The sequence below is a fragment of the Haloplanus sp. XH21 genome, assembly GCF_023276355.1.
GTDB lineage: Archaea > Halobacteriota > Halobacteria > Halobacteriales > Haloferacaceae > Haloplanus > Haloplanus halobius.
The window spans coordinates 1516966-1542162 of sequence record NZ_JALLPL010000001.1 but is presented as its reverse complement, the minus strand read 5'-3'; the positions used below and the strand labels follow the sequence as shown (position 1 = coordinate 1542162).

Here is a 25197-nt window from a genome sequence, read left to right as displayed (position 1 = left end):
GGACCTGGACACCGACGCACAAAAACGGAGCGGTCGTTTATTCGGCGAGTTCGGCGACGCGATCCGCGAGTTCCGCCGGCGTCGACGCCGTCCGCGACCGATCCCCGATCCGGACGACGGCAGTTCCGGGGTCCGGATCGGCGGCCGCCGGGCGAACGACTTTCTCGTGGTCGGCGACGCGGAGGGCGGCGCGGTGGAGGTCGGTCCCGGCGTCGGTCGCCACGTCGATCACCAGCGGGTCGCCACAGAGACGGGCGGCCACGGCGCCGTAGCCCGCGACCTGCACGCCGAATCGGTCCCACGCCCCGGCGAAGGCGCCGATGGCGTCGTGTGCGACCGCGCGATAGCGACTCTCGTCCGTCAGGACGGCCAGGTCGAGCAGGGCGTCCGCGATCTCGACGTTGCCATCGAGCGGATAGAGCGGGCGGTCGAGTAGTCCCGTTCCCTCGGTCGGTCCATCGCGGAACGCACCGCCATCGGACAGCGTCTCGATCGTCCGATCGGCGACGCGGCGGGCGTCGTCGAGGGCGTCGTCGTCGCCAAGGACCTGGACGGCGCGGACGCCGGCCGCGACGGTGCGGGCCTGGTCGGCCAGAAGCAGCGTCGGGGCATCGTCGGCCGCGTGGTGGCGGACGGTGCCGTCGTCGTCGATCAACGTCGACTGCAGGGTCGCGAACGCTCGCTGTGCGTACTCCCGGGGCCGCTCGGCGTCGGTGTAGGCCGCGAGAACGAGCAGCGCGTCGACCGCGAGGGCGTTCGCCCCGGCAAAGGCCGTCAGATCGGTCCGTGGGCCGATGTCCCCGTCGGCGCCGTCGCCCGGTCCCTGGCTGCCGCCGAACGCCGACCCGTTCCAGAGATCGTCGACGAGATACGCGACGGTCCGGTCGGCTGGCCGGCGGTACGCCTCCTCGCCCGTGTAGCAGTAGGCGTTGGCGAACGCCCGGACCAGCGCCGCGTTGTCCGCGAGGAGTTTCGCCCGGTCCGGATCGCTCCAGTCCCGCGAGCGGGCGTAGCGGTAGAAGCCGCCGTCGTCCTCGTCGAACAGCCCTCGCGTGATGGCGTCGAGGGTCTGGCGGGCCTTGGCGCGGTCGCGTTTCAGCGCGAACTCGACCGTTCGCGGCAGGGGGAACTTCGGCGCGTCGCCCCAGCCGCCGAACTTCGCGTCGAAGGCGGTGTCGATCTGTCCCGCGATGTGTTCCTCGATGCGGTCGATGACCGGGCCGTCGGGCGGGTGATCGCCGGCGAGCGACCGGGGCACGCGGCCCGCCTCGACGCCGCTTGCGTCCCAGCGCTCGCGCACTCGGTCGATCACCTGTCGCATGCCGTCGGGGCCGAGAAAGCCCGCGCCGGCGATTCGCTCGCCGTCGGGCGTGCAGAACACGGTCGACGGAAAGCCACCGACGTTGTACCGCTCGCGGACGCGGGGATGCCGGTCCACGTCGACCCGGACCGGGACGAACCCGTCGTTCAAGTTCGCCGCGATCCGTGGCTCGCCGTACGTTCGGGCGTCCATCTCGTGACAGTCTCCACACCAGGTCGCCGTCAGCGCGAGCAACACGGGGGCGCCCCGCTCGCGGGCCTCGGCGAACGCCTCGTCGCCCCACGGTCGCCACTCGACGCGCGTCCCATCAGTCATACCCCCTTTCCGCGGTGGGCGGGCCTAAGGGCTTCGTCGTCGCCGTGCGGAACCGGTCGGTGGCTCCCCGCCGCTCGACGCCACGCGCGGGTCAAAAGGGCTATGCGTCGCCACGAGAGAGATGGGGTATGCGCCTGCGCTGGGTGTTCGCACTCCTGTTGCTCATCCCGCTCGCCGACGCGCTCTTGCTGGTCTTCGTCGCCGACGCCGTCGGCGCACCGGTCACCGTCGCGCTCGTCGTCCTCACCGGACTCATCGGCATGTTGCTGGTGCGCGCCGAGGGGCGACACACGATCCAGAGCCTCCAGCGGCGTCTCGCGACCGGCGAGGTGCCGACGAAGGAGCTCATGGACGGCGGCCTGCTCATCGCGGCCGGCGCCTTCCTGCTCACACCGGGGCTCGTCACCGACGCCATCGGGTTCCTCCTCGGCATCCCGCTGACGCGGGCACCGATCCGGGCCGTGCTCAGTCGGTTCGTCGTCGGCCCATACATCGACGCCAAAAGCGATGGCTTCGTCACCGGCCGCGTCTACACCGGCGGATTCCCCAACGAGGACACTGACGACGACGTGTACGACGTCGACGGCGGGTCCTATCGCGTCGATGATGAGTAACGGGCCGAACGGAAACGCTTAAACAACCGACCACGCAAGCATTTGATGCGCTCACCTGGGCCAATAGCTCAGTCAGGTTGAGCGCTCGGCTGATAACCGGGAGGTCCACGGTTCAAATCCGTGTTGGCCCATCCACAGCGCTCACGGTTTCTTGCCGTGGCGCATTAGGGGCTGAGAACTCCCCAGCCACCTAACTTCGTTCGGAAGTATCCTGAATAGAGGCGAGTGTCGCGGTTGAATTGAACTTATTATGTCGAAAAGAGGGGCGATGAGATATCGTTTGCCCATATCTTTATTATACCTCTCGAAATCCATCTCCTGACCGGGGTAAAACGATCATTCTTATCTCACCTAACCGTTCGTTAGTGCTAACCACCCTCCGTGGGATTTCGTTTATCACACTATCCTGAGAAATGCCGTATGGAAGGCGCTAACGGCCCAAGCAGCAGGAAGCGCTGCCAATCAAAATATGCCAGCCAACGACTCCTCGGGGAGTGGCGACACTAACCAACGCTTGACTCGCGTATGCAAGTTAGCTACGATTATCTCATGTATTGCCACCTCTGCCGCTTCGATAGCGACTGTGATTACCTCCTCTACTTCTCAAACAATCCTATTCATCTCTACGTCTGTTATCATGGTTGAGCTGCTCCATCTACTGAGCACACAAGTAACGTGGTAGAATGGACTCTGTTGTGATTTGTCGATGCCTACGGTGAGTAACTCGTTTCAAAACTGCCGGGACAAAAACACGATACAAGTACGGGGTATACGGCTTCGATGACTCCTTCCGGTGGATGAATCTTTATATCATGCTGAACAGAATCCGTATCCATGTCCGATGCGTCCCTCCGTGACCTTCATCAAGCAATTACAGCGATCCACGACGAGATTCGTCAAGAGGGAAGCGAATTCGACTTCCGATATTCGCTGGTAGATCACCTGTTTACCGACGCGCTGGATTGGTCTCGGACAGAAGGCGAGGGACACATCAACTTCGAGGACGACCGAAAAGACCTGCTGTTCTACGACGACAGCGAACCGCCATTCCCTGTCATCGTTTGCGAGACGAAACGCCCCTCCCACAACCTCGACCTCGATGACGTAGAACAGTTAGAGACGTACATGAACGGCGTCGGAAGCGCGAAATACGGAATTCTCACAAACGGACACGACCTCCGACTCTACGAGTACATCTCCGAAGACAGCACGATTAGCAGTATCGGCGGGTTCGACGTAGATACAGTAGCAACGGCTGACTTCGAGAACCTATCTACGGGACAGCAAAACGCCCTCAACCAACTCGAACACCTCCATCGCAGTCGGTACGTGGACTTCGATGACGCCGAGTACTTCCGTGAGACGCACCAAGAGGTGCCCGTTCAGTACCAACCGGGCACAGATGACGAAGGGTACGAACTATTCTTGGATGCTATCAAGGACTCGCTTGACGAACTTACCAGCGTTCTCAAAGAATTCTTCGAGGATTACCGGAACCGCGAGGATGACTCATATCCGAAGGAATTCTTAGAATCCACGTTCCCCGATTGGAAAGAGTGGCGAGAGTACACCGGACGGAGCGACAATGCGAAAGAGGTGTTCTGTCGAGAAACCGCATACATCATCCTGAATCGATCGCTGTTTGCCCGAATTGCCGAAGACAAGGAAATCGTAGACCATACTCGGCTCTCCTCTCGGGGGATGGCAGATGAACTGGAACGTGACAAAGCTCGCCCGTATCTCGACGCACTCGTGGATACCTACGACCGCATTGACGACCACTATCCCGACCTCTACGAACTCGGTATCTTCGACTGGTGGTGGGTCGCCAAGGACAAGCGTGGGCAGTTCTCGAAAACTGAGAGGCGAAAACAGCGTGATCTCGAGGACGATCTTAACTACTCGCTGAGGCAAGTCCTCAAGCGACTCAACCGTTTCAACTTCGAGTACGTCAATCGGGATATTCTCGGTCACGTCTACGAGGACTACCTTCCAAAGCAGGAACGCAAGGAACTGGGGGAGTACTACACCCCGCTCGAAGTCGTACAGTTCATGCTCGATTCGATAGACTACCGTCCAAATGAAGGAATCGGACGGAAGAAGGTTCTTGACCCGGCCTGCGGGAGTGGAACTTTCCTCACGGAAGTCACCGAGCGCCTTATCCAGCATTTTCTTCGGAAGTTCAACAAGACTAGCGTCCATGGATTGGATGCCGATGAAGCTCGCACTATTCTCGAACGAATAGAAGAGAACGTCTATGGTATTGACATCAATCCCTTCGCGGCACACATTACGCAAATCAATCTGCTGTTCCGGACTATCGACCTCTACGACAAAGTCACCGAGAAAGACCCGTACTACACGATGGATGGGTTTGAGGTTCACGTTGCGGACACGCTCACACCGACCCTCCGAGAGCAGAAGTCGGGGAGTTCCGATGCGAATACGATGCAGTCGGGTCTTGAACAATTCGCGGACTACAACGGTCGTGCGAAAGCCTTCATTGAAGACCGAAACGCCGTAGACCGAATTAAGGACGATGTGGAGTTTGACGTAGTGGTAGCAAACCCGCCATACGTCCGGATCCAAAACCTTAGCGGTATGAAGGAAACCTATTCTACCCACTATGCGAGCGCCATCAAAAATTTCGACATTTATGTTCCGTTCATTGAGCGAGGGGTTGATTGGCTAACCGATGACGGGAAGCTGGCGTACATCTGTCCCGATCGGTTGGTAATGGCAGATTACGCCAAGGAAATTCGAGACCAGCTGGTTGAAGAGCCGATCACCAACCTAATTGATTTCAAGGAAGCAGATATCTTCGATGTTCCAACTCCCTATCCGTGTATCTTCACCATTGACCGGGAGGGAACGGTAGAAGACAACTCTGTTCGGTGTGCCCGGTTTTCCGACAAGAACGACGATGTCTTGGAAGATATCCGGCATCTAGATAGGTGGAGAACACCTGAAAATGCAGAAGACTATGAGTTATTTGAATACTCACAATCCCAGTTAGCCAAAGACAACGAAGGTACTCCGGCGATCTGGAAGCCGATGCCGGCGGACGAAAGGGAAGTCTTCGATAAAATAGAACGAGCGGCAGATTTGCGTCTGAATGATGTGTCGAAGGACATCTTTGTCGGAATGCAAACAAGCGCTGACAGCGTCTACATCGGGACAGTCCGGGAAGCCGAGGAGGAGGGTATTGTAGAGTTCAAACCCGGCGGATCAGATGAATTCAGAAAAATCGAGAAAGGGATTCTTCGACGAGTGCTGAAAGGTGATGAGATTCATCGATGGAAGTTTGATTGGCAGAATCTCTGGGTGGTATTCCCCTACGAAATTCATGGCGAAGAAGCTGAATTGCTACCAAAGGAGACCCTTCGGGATGAATTCCCTCTGGCATGGAAGTTCTTCTCAGACCACGAAGATAGGCTCAAAGAGCGAGACGGAGGTAGTTGGCGAAATGTAGAGCAATGGTGGGCCTTCGGTCGGAAACAGAATATTGAGAAATTCGAATCCGACAAAATCATGCTCGGTGTCCTCCGTCAAGAACCGTCGTTCGTCCCAGATACCGATGGGACCTATTATTTCGTCGGGGGCGGCACAGCGGGTGGGTACGGTCTTCGTCTACGTGATGAGTATGCACCAGCAGCTTCCGATACGCTGTATTTCGGAGGACTTCTGAACTCGCGTGTTACCGAATTCTATCATAAGCATATCAGCTTTATTTTCAACAGCAAGTTCTACTCGTATGGGAAGACGTTCTTGGAACCGCTCCCCGTTGTTCTTCCGAAAGATGAGGAGCGGATTTCAACGCTTGCGAAGGACATTCGGAACACCATAGAGGCGATAACAGAACTGCAGGTGAAGATAGAAGACATTTTCAACTATCTACCATCCTACGAGCGAGAGTGGACTATCCTTAACCTCGCTAAATCTGTTGACCTCTCGGATGACGACTACCGTCAAGATCCAATTCGGACTAACGATAAGATGGAGGTGAACTCTGAGAGAATCTATCAGGTCGTGATGAAGCGTGGGCACACGATAAACTTCGGAGACGAACAGGTTCGAGACTTCGTATTCAAGCTCCTCAAAGCGCAGGACAAGCGTCTCGGTCGTCCCGAGGTTATGAATATGGCAGTGCCTACAAAAGAAGATGTTCTGGCTCTGATGACCGAATATGAATCCGATGAAGAGCGTATTGGAAGACTTGAGGAGGAAGCCGAAAACTTGCAGTCAGAGTTGGATGAAGCGGTCTTGCAGGATGTGTATGATCTTAACGAACAAGATGTCTCTGTCCTAAATGACTTCTTAGAAACGTGGTGAACGACGTAGGATGGAGATAGTCAATATCGTGGCAACAGGCGAGTTGAATTTTGACGAACTCGATATAGAACAACTCCATCACGATCTCGGAACGGATATTTGCCAATTAAAACCCGGTCAATTAGATTTACGCTTTGATTCTGAGACCCCACTTATAATGGTCTATCCGGCTGGAAGTTACACTATTCCGGGTGCAACCTCCTTCGACCAGCTATATCGTGTTCGTGAAAAATTCACGGACTATTTGTCTGAGGTTTCGAACGGCGCTCTCTCAGAACACTCCTTTTCGGTCAAATATATGGTGTTTATGTCTGATTTTGAGAGTCATATTGATTTACAGACTCTTGCAGTTGAACTTGGATTGGAGAATGTAGAGTATGAACCAGAACAGTTTCCCGGATTAATTTACCGAACTGAGGGATCTAACGGTGTGATCCTCATTTTTTCAAGCGGTAAGGTACTATTTACTGGATTTGAGAACGAAAGTGATGCGAAAGAGGAGGAATCACAACTGTTGGTGAAAAGTAAGACATTAGAAAGCTGATTGCTGCGTTACCCCCTGCTTGATTCTCACAATTATACACTATCTGCGCTCAGACTGATTCCTCATGATGCCGACGTGGCGCTCGCCCTTCTCTTTCTTCTTCAACGGAGTGCCCGTCTCGGGACGGCGGTAGAGTTCCAAGCGGACGAGATTCATCCAAATCAAGATCCGATCCGGCCGCAACTTTCTTGGTGTGTGACACCATACCATAATGTGAGGTGATGACGGAGTCTATCGTCCACACACAACCAGCGACATGCCGAATCGCACCCGAAGCAGCTTCCCGGTGATCCGTTTCCCGCGCCGCTCCGTTTCTCGCGTCAGAACTCCAAACCGTTAACCCCGTCCGCTCGAACCGACGTGACGATGGGCGTAGTCCTGACGAGTATCGTCGCCGACATACAGTACGACCTGCGGCGACTTCACGGTCTCTGGATGGCGCTTGCGTTCCCCAAACTCCGCGAGTCACACCCGGTCATGAACCGGTGGCAGCCCCAAACGACCGGCGAGCGACTGGCGTACCGCGCGTGGGCCATCCTCGGCGTTCTGGGGCTTCTCGTCGGCTATCCGCTGGCCGTGTTAGGTCTCCTGATCCGGTTCCACGTCCGGCGTGTCGACCGCACGACGACGCGACTCGGTGCGCTTGGCACCGTCCTCCTGGCCATCGTCGCCTGGGGGGCGCTGACGGTACTCGCGCGGGTCCGATTCTCGCCGGAGGGCTTTCTCGCCGTCGCCGCCGCGGGATCGGTTGCGGTTCTCGCGACGGTGCTCGCCCTCCTCTTCGGACGGATCGGCGGGCGCGGCACTACCGTCTTCGTCGCCTACCCGTTCGCCGTCATCGCCGTGTTCCTCCCGCCGGTGGTCGCCGCGCTCTACTCACCGACGCTCGCGAGCGTCGTCTTCCCCCGGAGCGAGACGCTCGCAGTCTGGTTGCTGGATTCGATCCTCGCCTACGGCGGGCTGAACACCCTGTTGCGGCAGCGGTTCGAACTCGTCGGCTTCGCGTACGTCGCCATGTGGGGTGGGCTGGCCGTGCCGGTGGGGTGGGGGTTCGGCATTCTCGTAACGCTCGCCAACCTCGTGCGGCCGTCGGCCGACGATGCCGAGGCGGACGGCGATTCGGGATAGACACCTCCAAAAGGACGGAGCGACTGGCTCGGATGTGGTCGTCATCGTGACCTGTGAGGAGTGTGGCCGTGGCTACTCACACACGCAGTTTCTCGGCGAACGGGATCAGTACGGTGCGCGGCCGGTCCAGTGTCCGAACTGCTATGCCTACCTCGGACGGACCGAACAGGAGTCCTGAGCGTCGGCGTCGCCGCTCCGACGGGACAGTTACGCCTCGGGTGTCTCGACACCGAGTTCCGCCAGTAACGTTCGCGCAGCCGCGGACGACGACGCCGGCCCGCGGGCAGTGATGAGGTCGCCGTCAACCGTGACCGACACGTCGGCGCCGAGTTCGGCGTCCCAGTTGGCGCCCGCAGCAATCACCTCGTCTTCGACCCAGTACGGCAGTTTTCGTCCGTCTGGCATCAGATCCTGCTCGTCGACGATCCCTTCTTCCCAGGCGTTCGGGAACCCCGTGACGCTCCGACCGGCGACGAGGAAGCCGCCGTCCGAATCGCGGGTGAACGCCAGGATGCCGACGGCGTGACAGACGACGAGCGCCTTCGTGTCCTCGCGCTCGACGGCGTCGCGGAGGAGCGCCCGCGCGTGACGGTCCTGGTTGATGTCCCACTCGGTCCCGTGGCCGCCCGGGAACACGACCGCGTCGTGGTCGGCGGCGTCGACCTCGGTCAGTAGCTCGGGGTCGGCGAGTCGCGGATCGGTCTCGTGGACCTCCTCGACCTGGGTGGCGAGTTCCTCGCCGACGTTCGCCGGATCGATCGACCGCTCGTCGATGACTGGTTTCCCGCCCGTGGGCGTCGCGACGGTGACGTCCACGTCGACCGCATCGAGCGTCGTGAGCGGCTCGATACACTCCTCTCCCCAGTACCCTTCCTCGCTGACGACGAACAGTGCGGATGGCATGCACCACGTTACGGGAGGGAGAAGTAAAGGGGTTCCTGACGCGTGTGGGGTAGTGGGTGTGGGAACAGTAGCGGGAGGTAGATTTGAACTACCGATCTCCGGGTTATGAGCCCGGCGGAATCTCCTGGCTATCCCATCCCGCTACCAGCCACTATTCGGGAGACGGCGTTAAGGGTTTTGACATCGGGACGCCGGGTCAGTCGTCGGGAGTCGCCGCGCGCTCGACGAACCGTTCGGGCAGGTCGTCTACGTCGCCGACCTGCACCGCCCAGAGGTCGGCGTAGAGACCGTCCATCGCGAGCAGTTCCTCGTGGGTCCCCTGTTCGACGAGCTGACCGTCGTCGAGGACGAGGATGGTGTCGGCGTCGCGGACGGTCGAAAGCCGATGGGCGATGGCGAAGGTGGTGCGGTCGGCGGTTAGCTCCGCGAGTTGCTGCCGGATGACCGTCTCCGTCTCGTTGTCGACGTGGCTGGTCGCCTCGTCGAGGACGAACAGTTCCGGATCGGTCAGCAGCGCGCGGGCGATGGCGACGCGTTGGCGCTGGCCGCCCGAGAGCTTCACGCCGCGTTCGCCGACGACCGTCTCGTAGCCGTCGGGGAGGTCACGGATGAACTCGTGGGCGCCCGCGCGGCGTGCCGCCGCGACGACCGCGTCTCTGTCGGCGTCCTCGCGGCCGTATCTGACGTTTTCTTCGACGGTGCCCTGGAACAGGTACGGCTCCTGACTCACGTACCCGATGGCGTCGCGGAGACTGGTGCGCGTCAGGTCGCGCACGTCGTGTCCGTCGACTGCGACACGCCCCGAGTCGACGTCGTAGAACCGGAGGAGGAGTTTCAGGAGCGTCGTCTTCCCGGCTCCCGTGGGACCGACGACGCCGACGAACTCGCCCGGCTCGGCGGTGAAACTCACGCCGTCGAGCACGGAATCGTCCTCGTCGGGGTAGCGAAAGCTGACGTTTCGGTACGTGACCCGTCCCTCGGGGTCGACGAGGTCAATCGCATCCTCGGCTTCCGGCAGTCGCGCGCGGCGGTCCTGCACGCTGACGATGCGGGCCGCGGCGGCGCGGGCGTACTGGTAGTCGTTGAGCACCTCGCCGAAGCGCCGCATCGGATACCGGAAGCGCCGACTGTAGAGGAGGAAGGTGACCAGCACGCCCGCCGAAAGCGGGAGCGTGAAGACCGAGGGTGGGCCAAAGAGGACCCACCAGCCACCGAGCAGGAACGTCGCCGCATACCCCGTCGCGGTGAGAACGCGAAGCGTCGGGAAAAAGGCGATGCGGGTAGCGATGGCCTCCCACTGTCGGTCGAGATAGCCGCGTGACGCCCGTGCGACGCGGTCGTTCTCGAAGTCCTCGTTCGTGTACGCTTTCACCGTCTCGATGCCGCCGAGGTTGTTCTCCAGACGCGCGTTGAGCGTTCCGACCTGCTCGCGGACCTCGCCGTATTTGGGTTGGATGCGCCGGACGAACGCCACCGAAACGGCGGTGAGCGCGGGAACGACCAGCAGCGCCACGATAGCGAGTTGCCAGTTCAGCCACAGCATGATGGCGCCGATGACGACGACGCGAGTGCCGATTCGCATCGCGTTGTGGAGACTGGTCGTCAGGAACTCCTCGAGCTGGTTGGTGTCGTTGTTGAGGACGCTCATCACTTCGCCCGTCTGTGTCCCCTCAAAGAAGTCGAGTTCGAGGTTCTGAATCGTCCGGTAGGTGGCCGTCCGCACCTCGTGTTGGAGATGCTGGGCGAAGTGGTTCCACGCCCAACTGTTGACCCAGGCGAGGGCTGCAGAGACGAGATAGAGACCGAAGACGAGGCCGGTGAGCAGGACGAACTGTGAGCGAACGTCGGACGGCAGCCACGCCGTCGGAATCAGCGGCAGCGAGAACGGCCGCTCGTTCATGAAGAACACGTCGATGGCGACGCCGAGGAGATAGGAGGGAAGCAGTTCGAGGCCGATAGAGAGGGCGCTGGCGACGCCACCGAGGACGAACACGGGGAGGTGCGTGCGTCCGTGTGTCACCAGCACCCGGCGGAGGGGTGCTCCGTCGCCGTCGCCATGTGCCACGTCCAGAACGTCTTCGTCGCGCACGCATCGACGAACGGAACGGGTGACCAAAACGTCTCGGTCCGGCTCCGCCGAACATTTAATGCGGAGTCGCGAGACAAGGAGCGTATGGTCGAAGCGTTCGTCAGACTGCAGTGTCCCGAATGTGGCAAAGACTGGGAAGAGACCCCGACCGACCTTCCCGGTCACCGGAAGAACTTCAGTTGTCCCTCCTGTCACGCGACACGACGGCTCGCGGAGTTCATGCGGACCGAACGCGACCTAGAACTGGTCCAGCAGTTCGAGTGAGACTGTCGGCTGGCCGTCGATGCGAACCGAAACCGCTCCTGCAACCGATCCAACCGACGGTTCGCGTTATCGCCGGCAGCGTCCCGGCGCTGTGACTGCCTGAACGGAAGAGACATCACTGCCGCAAGTGTGACGAACGCCGTTCTCGGCGGTGCTACTGCGGCCGCGGGGTACTGAGGTTCTGCAGGACGCCGTCGCACTCCGGGCAGCCCGTCGGCGTATCCGCGGTACAGAGCCGGTGACCACACGCCGTGCATTCGTACAACTTTTCGTCCGGATCACACGGGGCAGGGTCCGTGACGGTCGGCATGATGCCACCGTCTTGGCACCGATACGTGTTAACTCTTGTCTACCATTCTGGCCGGTCACCAGTACGACGGCGCCGACCCGGCTGGCCGCCCCTGTTTTTGGTGCTGGCCCGTGAACGCCGACACGTGTTCGATACACTCCTCTTCCCGACTGACGGAAGCGAGGGGGCGACGGCCGTCTTCGATCACGTCCTCGATATGGCAGCCGCGACCGGGGCGACGGTCCACGTCATCAACGTCGCGGACACGACCCGGGACAGCGTCACGCAGATCCGTGGCGAAGTGGTGGACACCCTCGAACAGGAGGGACGACGGATCGCCCAGGAGGCGGCCGACCGCGCCGCCGACCGCGGGGTCGAGACCGTCACCGATGTCCTCCAGGGCGAACCGCACCGCACTATCGTCGACTACGCCGAGAGCCGAGACGTCGACCTCGTGGTCATGCCGACCCACGGGCGGCGCGGACTCGAACGCGTCCTCCTCGGCAGCACGACCGAACGCGTCGTCAGACGATCCGAAGCGCCCGTACTCACGATCCGCCCCGACGACGCGACCGTCCGCTACCCGTATCGGAACGTGCTCGTGCCGACCGACGGGAGCGACTGCGCGGCGGATGCGCTCTCCCTGGCGCTCGATATCGTGACGAAGGAGGACGCGACATCGCTCCACATCCTCTCCGTCGTCGACGTGACGACCCTCGGCGTCGACGTTCGCGCCGACGTACTGGCGGACACGCTCGAAGAAGACGCGACCGAAATCGTCGAGGAAGCGGCGTCGACGGCGGCCGACGCTGGCGTCGACGCGACGACCGATGTCGAGTTCGGAACGTCGGTCGCTCGCACCGTCCGGTCGTACGTCGACGACCACGACATCGACCTCGTGGTGACCGGTACCCACGGCCGCACTGGCCTGGACCGGTACGTCCTCGGCAGCGTGGCGGATCGGCTCATCCGTACGTCGCCGGTCCCCGTCCTGACCGTGCGTTCGGCGGCGGAGTCCTGACAGGCGTAGCTTCAATACCCCCGCCGAACAACGCGACCCAACGTGCCGCTACGCGACCTCACTGAGGATGTGCCACTGTGATCATCGACACCTTCACGCAACTGTTCGGGACCGATCCCATCATCCATGGCCTGGTGGGCGGCGTTGTCATCGCGGTGCTCAACCTCTTCGGGGCGGCGCTGGTGTTCGTCTGGCGTGACCCCTCCGAACGAGCGATGGACGGCGCGCTCGGCTTCGCTGCGGGCGTGATGCTGGCGGCGAGCTTTACCAGTCTGATCGTGCCCGGCATCGAGACGTACTCCGGGGGGAATCCGATTCCCGTCCTAGTGGGCGTGGCCCTCGGCGCGCTCTTTCTCGACCGGTCCGACGTGTTGGTGCCACACGCTCACTATCTCGTCACTGGACGGCAGCGGAGCGACGCCGCCAGTCGGGACGGCGCCCTCCCCATCGAGAACGACCGGTTGGCGGGGGTCGTTCTGTTCGTCCTCGCGATCACCATCCACAACATCCCGGAGGGGCTCGCCGTCGGCGTCGGATTCGGGAGCGGCGACCTCGAAACCGCGATACCGCTGATGCTCGCCATCGGGATCCAGAACATCCCGGAGGGATTCGCCGTGTCGGTGGCGGCGGTCAACGCCGGTCTGAGCCGACGCTTCTACGCGGTGATCGCTGGCATCCGCTCCGGCGTGGTCGAGATTCCGATAGCGATTCTGGGCGCGTACGCTGTCCAGTCGATGACGGCGCTGTTGCCCTACGCGATGGGCTTTGCGGCCGGGGCCATGCTCTTCGTCATCAGCGACGAAATCGTTCCGGAGACCCACGCCAGAGGCTACGAGCGCATCGCGACCCTCGGGACGATCCTCGGGGTCATCGTGATGCTCTATCTCGATATCGCGCTCGGCTGATCGGCCGTCATTTTCATCGCGCTGGAAAGAGGGAGGTTCATATATCGTCGGCCCTCCTATCGTGTCAGTGATGAACGGGGGAACGGAGCTGACGTTTCACTGCCCGGAGTGCGAGGAGCGCATGGCGGTGAATCCGCCGATGCGGGAGGCGCTCCTCGAGCACGGCTGTGTCGTCTGTGGAACGTCGCTCTCGCCGGCCGCGTTCTCCCCCGACACTGCGGATGACAGTGACTGATAGGGGTATCGGAGCGTCTCGCCGGGATGGCCCGCCGAGACACCGTGTCACCGACCCGTCCGACTCGCGCCGCGAGGTGCATAAATATAAACGGCCCCCTCCCTTTTCTCGGCCCGACAACACGCATGACCGTGGAGCAAGAGACCGTGATGACGGGGGACGAAACCGACGCCCTGCTGGAGCGACGTGAGACGGGCGTCCTCGCCCTCGCTCGGTCGGACGATCCGTACGCGATTCCGATTTCGTACGGCTACGACGCCGAGAGCTGTCAGTTCTGTATGCGACTCGTCTCGACACCCGACGCCGAGAAGCGTCGCTTTCTCTCCGACTCGCCGCGCGTTCGATTCGTCGTCTACGAGGAAGGCGAAGCGACCTATCGGAGTGCCATCGCCAAGGGGCGGCTAGAAGCCGTCCCAAAGGACGAACTCACGCCCGACCACATCGAGCGGTACGGCGCCGCAAAGCGCCCGCTGTTCGAAATCTGGTCCGAGCCGAAAGCGGACCTAGACATCGACCTGTACGAGCTCGATCCGGACGAACTGACCGGGCGCCGGATCGATGTCAACCGCTAAGCAACGGATCGTCGCGTCTGGGTATCGGTCGCCCGAACTACCGTGCGGCGGTCCGCCTCAGTCTTCGAGGATGGCGTCGAGGAGCTTCGACTGTGCCGCCGACAGGTGTTCCGCGAACGTCGACGGCGAGATACCGAGTTCGTCGGCGACATCGCCCGCGTTCGCGCCTTTCGGGCGTTCGAAATAGCCCATCCGGTGGGCCGTCTCCAGCACCTCCCGCTGTCGGTCGGTGAGATGGCCTCGGTCGACGAACACCAGGTCGTGGTCGGCGCTGTCGCCACGCGACCGAAGCAGACGCTGGATGTCGACCGACGAATACTGCTCGCGAAGCGACGTGATGACGCCCTGGAGTTCGGCCATGTCCGCGGCGTGAAAGACGAGATACAGCAGTCCGTCCCGGGTGTGGACGTCGACGACGGGGCAGTCGAACTGTTCGATACAGTCACAGGGGCAGGACTGCCCTCGTGGCCGACTGAAGCGGTAGACGGTCTTCGAGCCGTACGTGAACACCGTCTCCAACTCCGTGTCGACCTCGGGAGCCCCGTCGAGCGCCGCGTCTTCGAGCATGAACTCCTCGGTGATTTCGCCCGACCCGCTGGGATCGGTGCTTCGAGAGACCGAAAACGTCGGTGACCCGGCAGACGCCGCAGCCTGGGTGACGGGGCACGTCCCGTCGGCGTCGACTTTTAGTTCCGCGCGGATGCCGGAGCCCATTACCACCATCTTTGCCGTCGATCATCCTAAGCCTGTCTCTCCGGGCTGACCCGGGGACGGACGGCAGGAGCTTATAAACCACCGCGATATCGTGGGTGCCCGCTGGTGGGAATGGAGGCCATTGGAGAACGTGTACGATGGCTACCGCAACCCCTTTCCCGCGGACGTGTGCGACCGAGGAGACGATCGTCGATACCGACGAGGTTCAGGCGATGCTCGACGTGCTCCAGGATGCGGACTGTCGGGCCGTCCTGGACGCCACGAGCGAGCGACCGAAGTCCGCGAGCGAACTCTCCGACTGCTGTGATCTCCCGCTCTCGACGACGTACCGGAAACTCGACGCGCTCACCGACCTCGGACTGCTCCACGAACGGACCCGGATCTCACGGGACGGCAAGCATGCAAGCGAGTATATCCGCATCATCGACGACATCCACCTCTCCGCCGAGGCGGATGTCGACGGTGGCTTCGAACTCACCGTCACTCGGTGTGAGGACGCCGAACCGAACGCGCCCCTGATCGCGGCCGGGCGGAACTGACTGCCAGAGCGCGGTCGGCGGACGACCGTCACGACGTAATCGTCATCGCTGATCCCGCCGCCGTCAGTCTGCCCGCCACCGCCGCACGGTCCACAGGACGATGAGAACCCCCTCGATCCGGGCCGCGGTGTACACCCACCGTCGAGGCTCACCGTCGTCATCGAGCGCGAGAGATAGCCAGAAGTCGACGACGCGGTGGGGGTAGATCGCCTCGAGGACGCCGATCACGAGCAGCAGGGCACCACGGAGCATATCGGGCCTATGGCGCTCGACGAGCATAATTCTTGGCGGGAGGACAACTAGTTGGGGCAGATCAGCGGACCAGGGTCACAGGCACGCCCACGCGGCGAGCGACGACGGTCGCGACGCTACCGAGGGGTGCCACCTCCCCGGTCGGCCCGCCGTGCGCACCGACGACGTGATCGATCCCGGTCTCGTCGGCGGAGTCGACGATGACCCGTTTCGGATCACCGATGTCCGACGCCGTGTCGATGTCGCGGTCGTACGTCGCGGCCAGTTCCCGGGCGTCGTCGAGCACCCGTTCCGTGAGCGTCTCGGCCCGGTCGTACCACGCTTCGGATCCGATCATGGGTTCGTACGTGGTGTCGGCCAGGTCGCCGTCGCCGGGATCGAAGAGGTCGACGACGTGCAAAGCGGTGACCGTCGCGTCCGGAAACATCGTCAGTGCGTGCCGAAGCGCCGTCGACGCGAGCGGCGATCCGTCGACCGGAACGAGGACAGAGTCCGTCATCGTGGTCGTCCCCGCTGCGTCGGGGTGGTCAACGTTTCCGCGATCCGATCCAGGGTCCGTCGCTGCCTGTGTGCTACGCGTAGACGACGCTATCGCCGCGAGTTCCGGACGTTTGACACGTACTCGGTGGAACGGTATTCATCAGTAGCGGAGTGTTTCTCGGTCGCAACGGTCGTTTTACCGGGGGCATACCTCCACGCCTGTGTGTGACACAAACATTTATTTGAATCCCGATAGGACAACAGAACGCCATGTCAATTCTGGCTGCAGTCGACGACGAGGACAGTACCAAGGTGGTGCAGCAGGGGTATGAACTAGCCCAGGCGTTCGACGAGGAACTGGTCGTATTCCACGTGCTGCCCGAGACAGAGACCATCGACGATGCCGAAGAGATCGCCTCGGATGCGGTCCGTCTGGCACTGGACGATCCGGAGAACGTCAGCGTGGCCGGCGCGCTCGGTGATCCGTCCTCCCGAATCCTCCACGAGAGCGAGGAGCGCGGATCCCGGTACATCGTCCTCGGTCCACGGAAGAAAACGCCCATCGGGAAGGCGTTGATGGGGAGCGTCTCACAACTCGTCTTGCTGAACGCCGACTGCAACGTCGTGTTCGTGTCGGAAGAGGAGTAGTCGGCGCTCGACGAGGCACCGATATCGGCGTGGCGCCGTGGCTCCAACACGCGGTGGCGACGCCGAACCGTCGGTCGCTTGTATCCGAGACACCACTGCCGGTTAGCCCTGGTACTCCGCGTAGCTCACGCAGTACCCCTCGGGATCGATGGTGCCCGCGACGATGGCGCACGCACCCATCCCGTCGCCGTTCTTGTCCTCGATGTAAAACCGGCAGTCGGAACACTGCTGGCCGTCGCTCGGTTCCGCCTGGTAGTTCACTGCATCCTTCGAGGAGAGCGCGTCGGGATCGCGCTGAGTGCCGTCCAGACTCGTCGCCGTCTCGTAGGCCGCCGGGACACCTCCGTCGCTGGCCGTCGGCGTCGCAGTGGCGGTTGCCGTCGATGTCGCCGTCGCGCCGCCACCACCTCCGCCACAGCCAGCCAGTCCGGTCGCGAGGCCGCTACCAACCAGTGCGAGGAGTCGGCGTCGTTCAGTCTCCGCCAGCTTATCGCTCATGTACGTCCCTTATGATTTCCAGTTGAATAAAAACACGGCCACACCGTCTCCGAATCGCTATACCGACCTTTTTGTCTCCGACCCCTCTACGATCGCCACAGGGCGTGTGGCCTAGCGGACAGGGCGAGAGGTTCCTAACCTCTCGATCGCGGGTTCGAATCCCGCCACGCCCGTCTCACTACGTTCGTTCGACGCGCGTGGCTTAGTCCCCCTCGCTCACTTCGTTCGCTCGCGGGACTCCCGCCACGCCCGTTTTCCGACCGAGCGAAGCGAGTCTCGGTCCGGTTCGAATCGCACCGCACCGCCACACCCGTATGTCCCCGCCCGGAATCGCCTGATCGTCGTACGGCCGTTCCCGCGGCAACCGACAAGCCTGCAATAGAGACCGCTCGGAGAGCGCACACCGATGACGAACAGTAAAGTAGATCGGTAGACTCCCCCGTCGTATGATCGCCAACTCGGACGGCAAGAGCCGCCGACTACCCACCCGCGACGACACGGACAACAGCGTCTCGGCCGAGTCGGTCCCGCGGGTTCGGTCTCGGCGGCGGCCGACCGCTCGGTGCTTTCAGGGGAGAGCCAACGTCGAGACGTTCACCGCGATGACACGGACCTAACTCGATGACGGGATCGTCCTCCCCGCGAAAGGTGCAGCTCGGCGAGTCGGAACGCGAACATCTCGAAGACGTCGTCACGGAGATGCGAGAGCGTGTCGAGGCCAACGTCACTTATCAGCTCTCGCAGTTAGGGCTGGACGACGAACCGGCCGAACTGTCGGCCGTCGACGACGACGCACAGCAGGTGGTCGACGCCATCGAACTCGAAGCCGTCGATGGGGCAGACTGGGACGAGGCGGTCGCACAGTACGTCGCCGGCGTCGGCTACACGGTCGTCAACCGCCTGGCTGCGCTCCGGTGTATGGAGGTCCGTGGCTTCGTCGACGAGGAGGTGACGGTGTTCCGAGACGACGGACTGACGCCGGCCGCCGAGACGCTCGTCACCGAGGAGTTCATGCTGGAAGGGGAGGCTGTCCTCGAAGCCTACCGAAACGCGTGCGACGACCTCGCCGAGGAACTGGAGTTGCTCTTCGACCGCGCCACGGCCTACAGCCTGATCGACCCCGACGAGGATACGTTCGAAGCGCTCTGCAGGCTGCTGGACGAGGTCCCCGACCCCGTGTGGCGTGCCGACGACGTCCTCGGCTGGGTCTACGAATACTACAACCTCGACGTCCTCGGGAGCGTCCGCGAGCGAACGCGATCCGGGGGGATCCGAACGAGCGACCTCGGCGTCGCGAACCAGTTTTACACGCCCCACTGGGTCGTGCGCATGCTCACCGACAACGCCCTCGGCAAACTCTATCTCGAAGGAAAAGGGGAGGTCGAAGATGTCGTCGCAACCCAGGCGGAGCTGTCGGCACGCGAGCGGCGAACCCGTCCGGCGTCGATGGATGACGCGCCCGAGATAGCCGATTTCTGCACCTACCTGGTCCCGTCAGAGGAGACGGGCGACCCGACGGCGTTCGACCATCCCTCGGAGCTCCGGGTCATCGATCCGGCCTGTGGCAGCGGGCATTTCCTGCTCTACGCCTTCGACGTGCTCGAACGCATCTGGCGCCGCGAGACGGATCTCGATCCCGCGACGATCCCCCGCCGGATCCTGGAGCAGAACCTCTACGGTGTCGATCTCGATATGCGCGCGTGCCAACTCGCCACGTTCAATCTCTACCTCAAGGCGCGGTCCAGAGCGCGCGCTGCCGGCGGCGAGGACTTCGAACTCCCGTCGCCAGGGATCGTCTGTGCCGACGCACGGATCGCCGACTTGGACGGCGTCGACGCCGTGTTCGAGGAAGTCAGCGACGGCCGAGACGACGTGGCGGAGACGCTCGCGGACGTTCTCAGTGCGTTCGAGGAGGTCCACGGCCTCGGGAGCTTGCTCGACGTTCGAGGCACGCTCGACGAACTGTTCGACGGCGATGACGGGACGCAGTTGACGTTCGCCGAAGACTTCACCGCTGACCGCTCGCTGCAGAGCGTGCTCCACAGCCTTCGCGACGCGATTTCGGCGCACCGAGACGAGGACTCCTTCCTGGCGAAGGACCTGCGGAGTTTCGTTCGCTTGCTCGACGTGTTGGCACAGGACTACGACGTGGCGCTGATGAACCCGCCCTACGGGAGCGGCAAGCGGATGCCCGAGACCATCCGCCAGTATCTCGAAGAGCGATACCGGTACTACCCCGAGTTCTACATCGCCTTCTTCGAGGCGTGTGACGCGCTCGTGAAAGAGAACGGCCGCATCGGGATGCTGGTGCCGTGGACCTTGCTGTTCAAACGCTCGTTTCAGGAGTTCCGCGAGGATTTCGTCGGCTCGAAGGGTGGTTTCGACTTCCTCGCCGAATACGGGTACGGCATCCTCGACAACGCGACAGTCGGAACCGTCGGGACGGTGGTGCGAACGTCGGCGGAGACGACGTCGCCGGACATGCGCGGCGAGTTCATCCGTCTGCACGACGTGGACCGCGGACAGAAAGAGTCCGTCTTTGCGAGCGTCGTGGCCGGCGCGGAGTGTGCGGTACAGCGATACTACACCGTCGAACTGGACGAGTTCGCGACCGTCCCCGGCACGCCGCTCACCTACTCGACGCCACCGGAGATTCGATCCCTCCACGAGAGCGCGCTAAAACTCGGCCCGGACATCGCGGACATCGACGGGGAGCGGGTCGCAGAAATCAAAACGGGGCTCCAGACGGGGAACAACCGCCGATTCGTTCGCGCACACTGGGAGTCCCGGGGCGAGGCGTTCCAGCCGTTCGCGAAGGGCGGCACGGATGCCTGGATGCTCCCCGAACAGACGACAACCATCGACTGGTCGGAAGACGGGAAACGGCTCGCTCGCTACCCCAACTCCGTCATCCGGAACGACGAGTTCTACATGCGGGACGGCCTCACCTGGTCGTACATCAAGCGAACGGGCCGTCGGTTCGGCTACGTCCCCGGTGCCGTGTTCGACGTGACGGGGTCGATGCTGTTCCCGACCGAGGGGTACTCGCCCTGGCTGTTGCTGTGCGTGCTCAATTCGACCGTGTACCACGGACTCTTTCTCTCGCTCACGCCGGAGCGCGACTGGCAGATCGAAGTCGTCGGGCGCATCCCGTGGCACGACGCGTTGACCGAGAGAGACGACCTCGAAGCGATCGCGAAACAGCAGTACGCGCTCGTCGCGAGCGAGAAGGCGAGCGATCCGCGGTATCCAGGCTACGTCGGCCCGGCGCTCGTTCCGAACCCGGCCGCGGATCAGTTCTACGACGATTCTGGCGGTCGGACACCGGTCGAAATCCCCGACGTGGACAGAGCGGACATCGACCCGGCGTGGTCGATCAGCGAGGCTGCACGAGCGGTCGAACGCCGCCGCCGCGAGCAGACCCGGGAACTCGAACGGCTGTCCGACCACGCCGATTCGATCGTCGCGGACGCGCTCGGGCTACCGGACGGGATCAACGACCGCGTGAAGGCCGAAATCTTCCTCCGGACCGCGGAGGACCCGGCCGACCGAACGGTGCCGGATCCGGACGACGTTCCCGAACCACCGGCGACGCTCGACTCCGACGTGAAACGCCTCGTCCATCACTTCGCGATGGCTGCCGTCCGTGCTGCGGACGACGGTATCGTCCCCATTCAGGAGACGGCGACCGACCAGACGACGATCCTCGACCGCGTCGTCGACCGATTCCACGACGCCTACGGCGAGTTTGCGGACGAGCGCCTGATCGAAGTCGACGACATCCTCGGTGCCGAGTCCGCCACCGACGAGGCCTATCCGAACCTCCGGGCGTGGCTAGCCGAGGACTTCTTCCAGTACCACGTCGAGACGATGGAGAAGACGCCGATCGTCTGGCGTCTCACGACCGAACGGCTCGTCCCCGACGCCAAAGGCGTCGGATTCGCGTGTCTCGTCGACTACCACGGCCTCGACAGCGGACTGTTCGACCGCCTGACGAACCGGTATCTCGAACCGCGGAACGCGGCCCTTCGGGAGCGACGGTCGGCCGCGGACCGTCGCCGGCGCGACGAATCACTGAGCGCGAGCGAGCGGGGCGACGCCGCCGACGCCGCCGATCGCTACGCGAGTGCGCTCGAACAGATCGCGGTCTTCGAGGACGTACTACACGACCTCAGCGCGACGACGCCGCGCGATATCGACGCGGATCACCGCGCGCTCGCCGCCGACCTCGCGTCGATGGTCGCGTCGTTCCGAGACGCGACCGAGAAACGACTCGGCGTCCTCGACGACCTCCGCGACCGGCAGTCCGACGAGTGGTTCGCGGACAACTTCTCGCCGACGTTCTGGGAGCAGGTCGCGTCGGAACGGGCGGAATGGATCGACGCGCTCGTCGCCCTCGAACGCGCCTGTGAGGCGTACGCGAAGCCACCCGAGGAGCCCGTCGAAGCCCATCACTACGATCTCTTCGAGTACTACGACGACCTCGTCGGATCCACGCACTACGCGAGCAACGGGATCCTCTTCATGGCCTACTACTACGGGCGCGAGGGGACGGCGTTCCTGGACGCGGACGGCGATCCGATGGACGGCTTGCAGGACGGCGCGGCGACCCGACTCGCGGCGCTCGCGACCGGATTCGACGAGTACACCGCACTCGCGGAGGGGATCAGCGATCACTGCGAGACGCTCGCGTCGGCGCTCCCGTCGACGTGGCGTGATCGCGCGCTCGCCGAGATCACGACGCAAGGGTACCATCCGATCCCAAACCACGGCGTCGCGATCAACATCACGCCGCTGGCCGACGCCGAAATCGTGCCGAAACTCGTCGACGAGGACGTTCTCTGATACGGATTATTGTCACTGTGTGCCGGTGGTTCGCCGGACTGTTTCCGCGAACCACCGGCACTGACTCACAATACACCGTATGAACCGGCGACACTCGCACGCTGCCGAATCATTTGCGATCAATAGGTATATAGGTCGCTCAGGCGAATCTGGACCCGAGTCCCGATAGGGTAGTGGATATCCTCTTGGCTTCCGGAGCCAGGGACCGGAGTTCAAATCTCCGTCGGGACGCTCATTTCATTCACGCCCCGACGTGCTCCACGCTCGCTGACGCTCGCGTGGAACTCCGTCGGGATGTCGACGCAATGACGACGAGCGTAGCGAGTCGTCCGCATCGGCAAGAACGGAGACACGGAGATTTGAGCAGCGAACGAACGAAGCGAAGTGAGTGAGTTCAAATCTCCGTCGGGACGCTCATTTCATTCGCGCCCCGACGTGCTCCACGCTCGCTGACGCTCGCGTGGAACTCCGTCGGGACGTTTTGCTGACCAACGGCGACAGAGGGGACCTTCGGTCTCGCTCCGTTCACAATCTGACTTCTTCTTCAAGAGCTACGCTCCGCTCTAGTGCGCCCGTGCTCGTGAAACTCGCACGGACTCCGTCAGGACGCTCATTTTATTCGCGATCTGACGTGCCTCACGCTCGCTAACGCTCGCGTGAGACTCCGTCGGGACGCCGACGCAACGACGACGAGCGCCGCGACTCGGTCACCCGACGTGGACGCCGTTCTCACGGCCAGGTAGTGAGATTTATGCGGGCGTAGGGGTGAGCAATCCCCAACGAATGCTTCGCTCTATTAGACAGGAGTTGGTCGACGGCCTCCGCGCGGCGGTCGCCGAGGAAGGGTACGACCGCGACGTCGACGCGTCCGCCCTCGAACTCGAAGACTTCGACGACGAGGAGAAAGGGGAGTTCTCGTCGGCCATCTCGTTTGCCATCGCGGCCGACGAGGGCGTGAACCCGATGGCCGTCGCCGACGACATCGCCGCGGCCCACCGGAACCACGGCCTGCCCGACAGCGTCCGCGCGGTCACCGTCGAAAACGGCCACATCAACTACCACCTCGACGTCGAGCGCATGGCTCGCCGGACGCTCACTCAGATCGATTCGGAAGCGTCGGGCTATGGCGCACAGGAAGTGGCCGATCCCGACCGGATCCTCGCGGATGTCTCCTCGCCGAACATCGCCAAGCCGCTCCACGTCGGCCACCTGCGCAACACCATCCTCAGCGACGCGCTGATGAACATCTTGGAGGAGCGCGGCCACGACGTGACCCGCGACAACCACCTCGGGGACTGGGGCGTCCAGTTCGGCAACCTGCTCCACGAATACGTCGAGTACGGCGACGAGGACGCCTTCGAATCCGATCCTATTTCACACCTGCTCGAACTGTACCAGCAGTTCGAACAGCGGGATTCGATGCTCGAAGACGTCGAGGAGTTCGGCGCGCTCACCGACGAGTTCGAACAAGCCGTCGACGACGAGCGAACCTACCACACCGAGGCGGGCAAGGAGTGGTTCGCCCGCCTCGAGCAGGGCGACGAGACGGCCGTCGAGCGCTGGGAGCGGTTCCGCGAGGCGAGCATCGAGCGCTTCGAGTCCATCTACGCCGAACTCGGCGTCGACTTCGACCTCTGGATCGGCGAGAGTTTCTACGCCCGGGAGGGGTGGAACGACGTGGTCATCGAGACGGCGCTGGAGAACGACGTGGCGATGCGCGGCCCGGACGACTCGGTGTTCATTCCGATCTATCCGGACGACATCGAGGGCGCCGGCGATCCCGAGGAAGCCAATGTCGACCCGTCGCTCGATCGTGCTCGTGAGATGCTTGAGGAGGCCGAGAGCATCGAGGACGCCGGCTTCGACCCGTTCTACATCGTCAAATCCGACGGGTCTACCATCTACGGCACTCGCGACCTCGCGACCATCGAATACCGCATCCAGGAGTTCGACGCCGACCAGTCGGTGTACGTCGTCGCGAGCGAGCAGGACCGCTACTTCCGGCAGTTGTTCGTCGCCGCGCGGAAGATGGGCTACATGGACATTCGCCTGAAACACATCAACTACGGGATGATCAGCCTCCCCGAGGGGAGCATGTCGACGCGGGGCGGGCAGATCATCACCGTTCGCGAAGTGATCGACCAGGCCCGCGAGCGCGCCCGCGACATCGTCGAGGAGAAGGGGCGGAACGTCGACGAGGGGGAAGTCGAGGCCATCGCGCGCAAGATCGCGCTCGCGACGGTCAAATACGGGATGGTAGCCTCGAATCGCGGGAAGGACATCACGTTCGATATCGACGAAGCCGTCTCGCTCGAAGGCGATACGGGACCGTACGTCCAGTACGCGACGACCCGAGCGTACAGCATCCTCGATTCGGCGCCGGGAATCCCGGACGTAGAGACCATCGACCCCGCGGCATTCAACGCCACGGACCACGACCTGATCTACCATCTCGGTCGCTATCCGCTCGTCCTCGACCAGTGCGAGGAGCGGTACGACGCCGCACCGCTCGCGCGCTACCTCCTCGACCTAGCGCACGTGTTCAACTCCTTCTATCACAAGAACCGGGTGCTTGATTCGGAGTCGGCCGCCGACGAACGCCTCGTCCTCACAGAGGCCACGAAACAGGTGTTCGAGAACGGTCTCGGCCTCCTCGGCATCGACACGCTCGAGGAGATGTGAGTGCCCG

Annotated in this window: 23 protein-coding genes and 4 tRNA genes; 18 read left to right on the top strand and 9 right to left on the bottom strand. The window is 62.5% G+C overall.

Going from position 1 to position 25197, the window contains the following annotated elements; translation table 11 throughout:
* Positions 1-37: 37 nt before the first annotated feature.
* Positions 38-1636: a DUF255 domain-containing protein gene (locus tag MXB53_RS07925; RefSeq protein WP_248896837.1), complete on the bottom strand. Its 1599-nt coding sequence runs from the start codon at positions 1634-1636 to the stop codon at positions 38-40.
* 128 nt (positions 1637-1764) lie between these two features.
* Here MXB53_RS07925 and MXB53_RS07920 point away from each other — a divergent pair, with 128 nt between their 5' ends.
* The 6 genes from MXB53_RS07920 to MXB53_RS07895 all read left to right on the top strand — a co-directional run bounded on the left by MXB53_RS07920 (position 1765) and on the right by MXB53_RS07895 (position 8432).
* The gene (locus MXB53_RS07920; protein WP_248896836.1) at positions 1765-2250 is read left to right on the top strand and encodes an FxsA family protein; all 486 of its coding nucleotides are present in this window, start codon (positions 1765-1767) and stop codon (positions 2248-2250) included.
* Positions 2251-2307: 57 nt separating this feature from the next.
* Positions 2308-2381: transfer RNA gene (locus tag MXB53_RS07915), tRNA-Ile, on the top strand.
* A gap of 703 nt (positions 2382-3084) precedes the next feature.
* A complete protein-coding gene (locus tag MXB53_RS07910) occupies positions 3085-6582 on the top strand; it encodes an Eco57I restriction-modification methylase domain-containing protein (RefSeq protein ID WP_248896835.1) in 3498 nt (1165 codons plus the stop codon).
* A 10-nt stretch (positions 6583-6592) separates the two neighbouring features.
* On the top strand, positions 6593-7126 hold the full coding sequence (locus MXB53_RS07905; RefSeq protein ID WP_248896834.1) for a TATA-box-binding protein: 534 nt from the start codon (positions 6593-6595) through the stop codon (positions 7124-7126).
* Positions 7127-7492: 366 nt separating this feature from the next.
* Positions 7493-8254: a hypothetical protein gene (locus MXB53_RS07900; RefSeq protein ID WP_248896833.1), complete on the top strand. Its 762-nt coding sequence runs from the start codon at positions 7493-7495 to the stop codon at positions 8252-8254.
* A 34-nt stretch (positions 8255-8288) separates the two neighbouring features.
* Positions 8289-8432 (top strand): hypothetical protein, encoded by a 144-nt coding sequence (locus MXB53_RS07895; RefSeq protein WP_248896832.1) that lies wholly within the window; start codon positions 8289-8291, stop codon positions 8430-8432.
* Between the two features lie 29 nt (positions 8433-8461).
* On the opposite strand, the gene MXB53_RS07890 is transcribed toward MXB53_RS07895, so the two are convergent.
* The 3 genes from MXB53_RS07890 to MXB53_RS07880 all read right to left on the bottom strand — a co-directional run bounded on the left by MXB53_RS07890 (position 8462) and on the right by MXB53_RS07880 (position 11246).
* Positions 8462-9157 (bottom strand): type 1 glutamine amidotransferase domain-containing protein, encoded by a 696-nt coding sequence (locus MXB53_RS07890; protein WP_248896831.1) that lies wholly within the window; start codon positions 9155-9157, stop codon positions 8462-8464.
* Positions 9158-9225: 68 nt separating this feature from the next.
* Positions 9226-9300: transfer RNA gene (locus MXB53_RS07885), tRNA-Met, on the bottom strand.
* Between the two features lie 53 nt (positions 9301-9353).
* Positions 9354-11246 (bottom strand): ABC transporter ATP-binding protein, encoded by a 1893-nt coding sequence (locus tag MXB53_RS07880; RefSeq protein WP_248896830.1) that lies wholly within the window; start codon positions 11244-11246, stop codon positions 9354-9356.
* Between the two features lie 84 nt (positions 11247-11330).
* Between MXB53_RS07880 and MXB53_RS07875 the strand changes: the two genes are divergently transcribed.
* Positions 11331-11510: a DUF7836 family putative zinc-binding protein gene (locus tag MXB53_RS07875; RefSeq protein WP_248896829.1), complete on the top strand. Its 180-nt coding sequence runs from the start codon at positions 11331-11333 to the stop codon at positions 11508-11510.
* Positions 11511-11664: 154 nt separating this feature from the next.
* Here the strand turns inward: MXB53_RS07875 and MXB53_RS15805 are convergent, their stop codons facing one another.
* Complete coding sequence (locus tag MXB53_RS15805) at positions 11665-11820, bottom strand: rubrerythrin-like domain-containing protein (RefSeq protein ID WP_345779699.1); 156 nt, start codon at positions 11818-11820, stop codon at positions 11665-11667.
* A gap of 124 nt (positions 11821-11944) precedes the next feature.
* On the opposite strand from MXB53_RS15805, the gene MXB53_RS07870 reads away from it, so the two are divergent.
* From MXB53_RS07870 to MXB53_RS07855, 4 genes are all read left to right on the top strand, one after another.
* Complete coding sequence (locus MXB53_RS07870) at positions 11945-12820, top strand: universal stress protein (protein WP_248896828.1); 876 nt, start codon at positions 11945-11947, stop codon at positions 12818-12820.
* 77 nt (positions 12821-12897) lie between these two features.
* The gene (locus tag MXB53_RS07865; RefSeq protein ID WP_248896827.1) at positions 12898-13725 is read left to right on the top strand and encodes a ZIP family metal transporter; all 828 of its coding nucleotides are present in this window, start codon (positions 12898-12900) and stop codon (positions 13723-13725) included.
* Between the two features lie 70 nt (positions 13726-13795).
* The gene (locus MXB53_RS07860) at positions 13796-13960 is read left to right on the top strand and encodes a DUF7560 family zinc ribbon protein (RefSeq protein WP_248896826.1); all 165 of its coding nucleotides are present in this window, start codon (positions 13796-13798) and stop codon (positions 13958-13960) included.
* Positions 13961-14085: 125 nt separating this feature from the next.
* On the top strand, positions 14086-14532 hold the full coding sequence (locus MXB53_RS07855) for a pyridoxamine 5'-phosphate oxidase family protein (RefSeq protein ID WP_248896825.1): 447 nt from the start codon (positions 14086-14088) through the stop codon (positions 14530-14532).
* 57 nt (positions 14533-14589) lie between these two features.
* Here MXB53_RS07855 and MXB53_RS07850 read toward each other — a convergent pair whose 3' ends face one another.
* On the bottom strand, positions 14590-15246 hold the full coding sequence (locus MXB53_RS07850) for a helix-turn-helix domain-containing protein (protein WP_248896824.1): 657 nt from the start codon (positions 15244-15246) through the stop codon (positions 14590-14592).
* Between the two features lie 137 nt (positions 15247-15383).
* Between MXB53_RS07850 and MXB53_RS07845 the strand changes: the two genes are divergently transcribed.
* On the top strand, positions 15384-15785 hold the full coding sequence (locus MXB53_RS07845; RefSeq protein ID WP_248896823.1) for a winged helix-turn-helix domain-containing protein: 402 nt from the start codon (positions 15384-15386) through the stop codon (positions 15783-15785).
* 63 nt (positions 15786-15848) lie between these two features.
* Here MXB53_RS07845 and MXB53_RS07840 read toward each other — a convergent pair whose 3' ends face one another.
* The gene (locus tag MXB53_RS07840; protein WP_248896822.1) at positions 15849-16037 is read right to left on the bottom strand and encodes a DUF6199 family natural product biosynthesis protein; all 189 of its coding nucleotides are present in this window, start codon (positions 16035-16037) and stop codon (positions 15849-15851) included.
* A 61-nt stretch (positions 16038-16098) separates the two neighbouring features.
* Positions 16099-16536 (bottom strand): universal stress protein, encoded by a 438-nt coding sequence (locus tag MXB53_RS07835; RefSeq protein WP_248896821.1) that lies wholly within the window; start codon positions 16534-16536, stop codon positions 16099-16101.
* A 251-nt stretch (positions 16537-16787) separates the two neighbouring features.
* Here MXB53_RS07835 and MXB53_RS07830 point away from each other — a divergent pair, with 251 nt between their 5' ends.
* On the top strand, positions 16788-17165 hold the full coding sequence (locus MXB53_RS07830) for a universal stress protein (protein WP_248896820.1): 378 nt from the start codon (positions 16788-16790) through the stop codon (positions 17163-17165).
* 102 nt (positions 17166-17267) lie between these two features.
* Here the strand turns inward: MXB53_RS07830 and MXB53_RS07825 are convergent, their stop codons facing one another.
* Entirely contained in the window at positions 17268-17663 is a 396-nt protein-coding gene (locus tag MXB53_RS07825; protein ID WP_248896819.1) for a high-potential iron-sulfur protein, read from the bottom strand.
* A 100-nt stretch (positions 17664-17763) separates the two neighbouring features.
* Between MXB53_RS07825 and MXB53_RS07820 the strand changes: the two genes are divergently transcribed.
* The 5 genes from MXB53_RS07820 (at position 17764) to MXB53_RS07800 (ending at position 25190) form a co-directional block, all read left to right on the top strand.
* A tRNA-Arg gene (locus MXB53_RS07820) sits at positions 17764-17836 on the top strand.
* 273 nt (positions 17837-18109) lie between these two features.
* Positions 18110-18280, top strand: coding sequence for a hypothetical protein (locus MXB53_RS07815; RefSeq protein WP_248896818.1), 171 nt, complete (start codon positions 18110-18112; stop codon positions 18278-18280).
* A 4-nt stretch (positions 18281-18284) separates the two neighbouring features.
* A complete protein-coding gene (gene pglX / locus MXB53_RS07810) occupies positions 18285-22508 on the top strand; it encodes a BREX-5 system adenine-specific DNA-methyltransferase PglX (RefSeq protein ID WP_248896817.1) in 4224 nt (1407 codons plus the stop codon).
* 159 nt (positions 22509-22667) lie between these two features.
* Positions 22668-22739: transfer RNA gene (locus MXB53_RS07805), tRNA-Arg, on the top strand.
* Positions 22740-23291: 552 nt separating this feature from the next.
* Complete coding sequence (locus MXB53_RS07800) at positions 23292-25190, top strand: arginine--tRNA ligase (RefSeq protein ID WP_248896816.1); 1899 nt, start codon at positions 23292-23294, stop codon at positions 25188-25190.
* Positions 25191-25197: the final 7 nt, after the last annotated feature.

Bases quoted from the DNA above. Each gene is read 5' to 3' on its own strand.
- MXB53_RS07925 (WP_248896837.1), bottom strand. From the start codon at position 1,636: ATGACTGATGGGACGCGCGTCGAGTGGCGACCGTGGGGCGACGAGGCG.
- MXB53_RS07920 (WP_248896836.1), top strand. From the start codon at position 1,765: ATGCGCCTGCGCTGGGTGTTCGCACTCCTGTTGCTCATCCCGCTCGCC.
- MXB53_RS07910 (WP_248896835.1), top strand. From the start codon at position 3,085: ATGTCCGATGCGTCCCTCCGTGACCTTCATCAAGCAATTACAGCGATC.
- MXB53_RS07905 (WP_248896834.1), top strand. From the start codon at position 6,593: ATGGAGATAGTCAATATCGTGGCAACAGGCGAGTTGAATTTTGACGAA.
- MXB53_RS07900 (WP_248896833.1), top strand. From the start codon at position 7,493: ATGGGCGTAGTCCTGACGAGTATCGTCGCCGACATACAGTACGACCTG.
- MXB53_RS07890 (WP_248896831.1), bottom strand. From the start codon at position 9,157: ATGCCATCCGCACTGTTCGTCGTCAGCGAGGAAGGGTACTGGGGAGAG.
- MXB53_RS07875 (WP_248896829.1), top strand. From the start codon at position 11,331: ATGGTCGAAGCGTTCGTCAGACTGCAGTGTCCCGAATGTGGCAAAGAC.
- MXB53_RS15805 (WP_345779699.1), bottom strand. From the start codon at position 11,820: ATGCCGACCGTCACGGACCCTGCCCCGTGTGATCCGGACGAAAAGTTG.
- MXB53_RS07860 (WP_248896826.1), top strand. From the start codon at position 13,796: ATGAACGGGGGAACGGAGCTGACGTTTCACTGCCCGGAGTGCGAGGAG.
- MXB53_RS07855 (WP_248896825.1), top strand. From the start codon at position 14,086: ATGACCGTGGAGCAAGAGACCGTGATGACGGGGGACGAAACCGACGCC.
- MXB53_RS07850 (WP_248896824.1), bottom strand. From the start codon at position 15,246: ATGGGCTCCGGCATCCGCGCGGAACTAAAAGTCGACGCCGACGGGACG.
- MXB53_RS07845 (WP_248896823.1), top strand. From the start codon at position 15,384: ATGGCTACCGCAACCCCTTTCCCGCGGACGTGTGCGACCGAGGAGACG.
- MXB53_RS07840 (WP_248896822.1), bottom strand. From the start codon at position 16,037: ATGCTCCGTGGTGCCCTGCTGCTCGTGATCGGCGTCCTCGAGGCGATC.
- MXB53_RS07835 (WP_248896821.1), bottom strand. From the start codon at position 16,536: ATGACGGACTCTGTCCTCGTTCCGGTCGACGGATCGCCGCTCGCGTCG.
- MXB53_RS07830 (WP_248896820.1), top strand. From the start codon at position 16,788: ATGTCAATTCTGGCTGCAGTCGACGACGAGGACAGTACCAAGGTGGTG.
- MXB53_RS07825 (WP_248896819.1), bottom strand. From the start codon at position 17,663: ATGAGCGATAAGCTGGCGGAGACTGAACGACGCCGACTCCTCGCACTG.
- MXB53_RS07815 (WP_248896818.1), top strand. From the start codon at position 18,110: ATGATCGCCAACTCGGACGGCAAGAGCCGCCGACTACCCACCCGCGAC.
- pglX (WP_248896817.1), top strand. From the start codon at position 18,285: ATGACGGGATCGTCCTCCCCGCGAAAGGTGCAGCTCGGCGAGTCGGAA.
- MXB53_RS07800 (WP_248896816.1), top strand. From the start codon at position 23,292: ATGCTTCGCTCTATTAGACAGGAGTTGGTCGACGGCCTCCGCGCGGCG.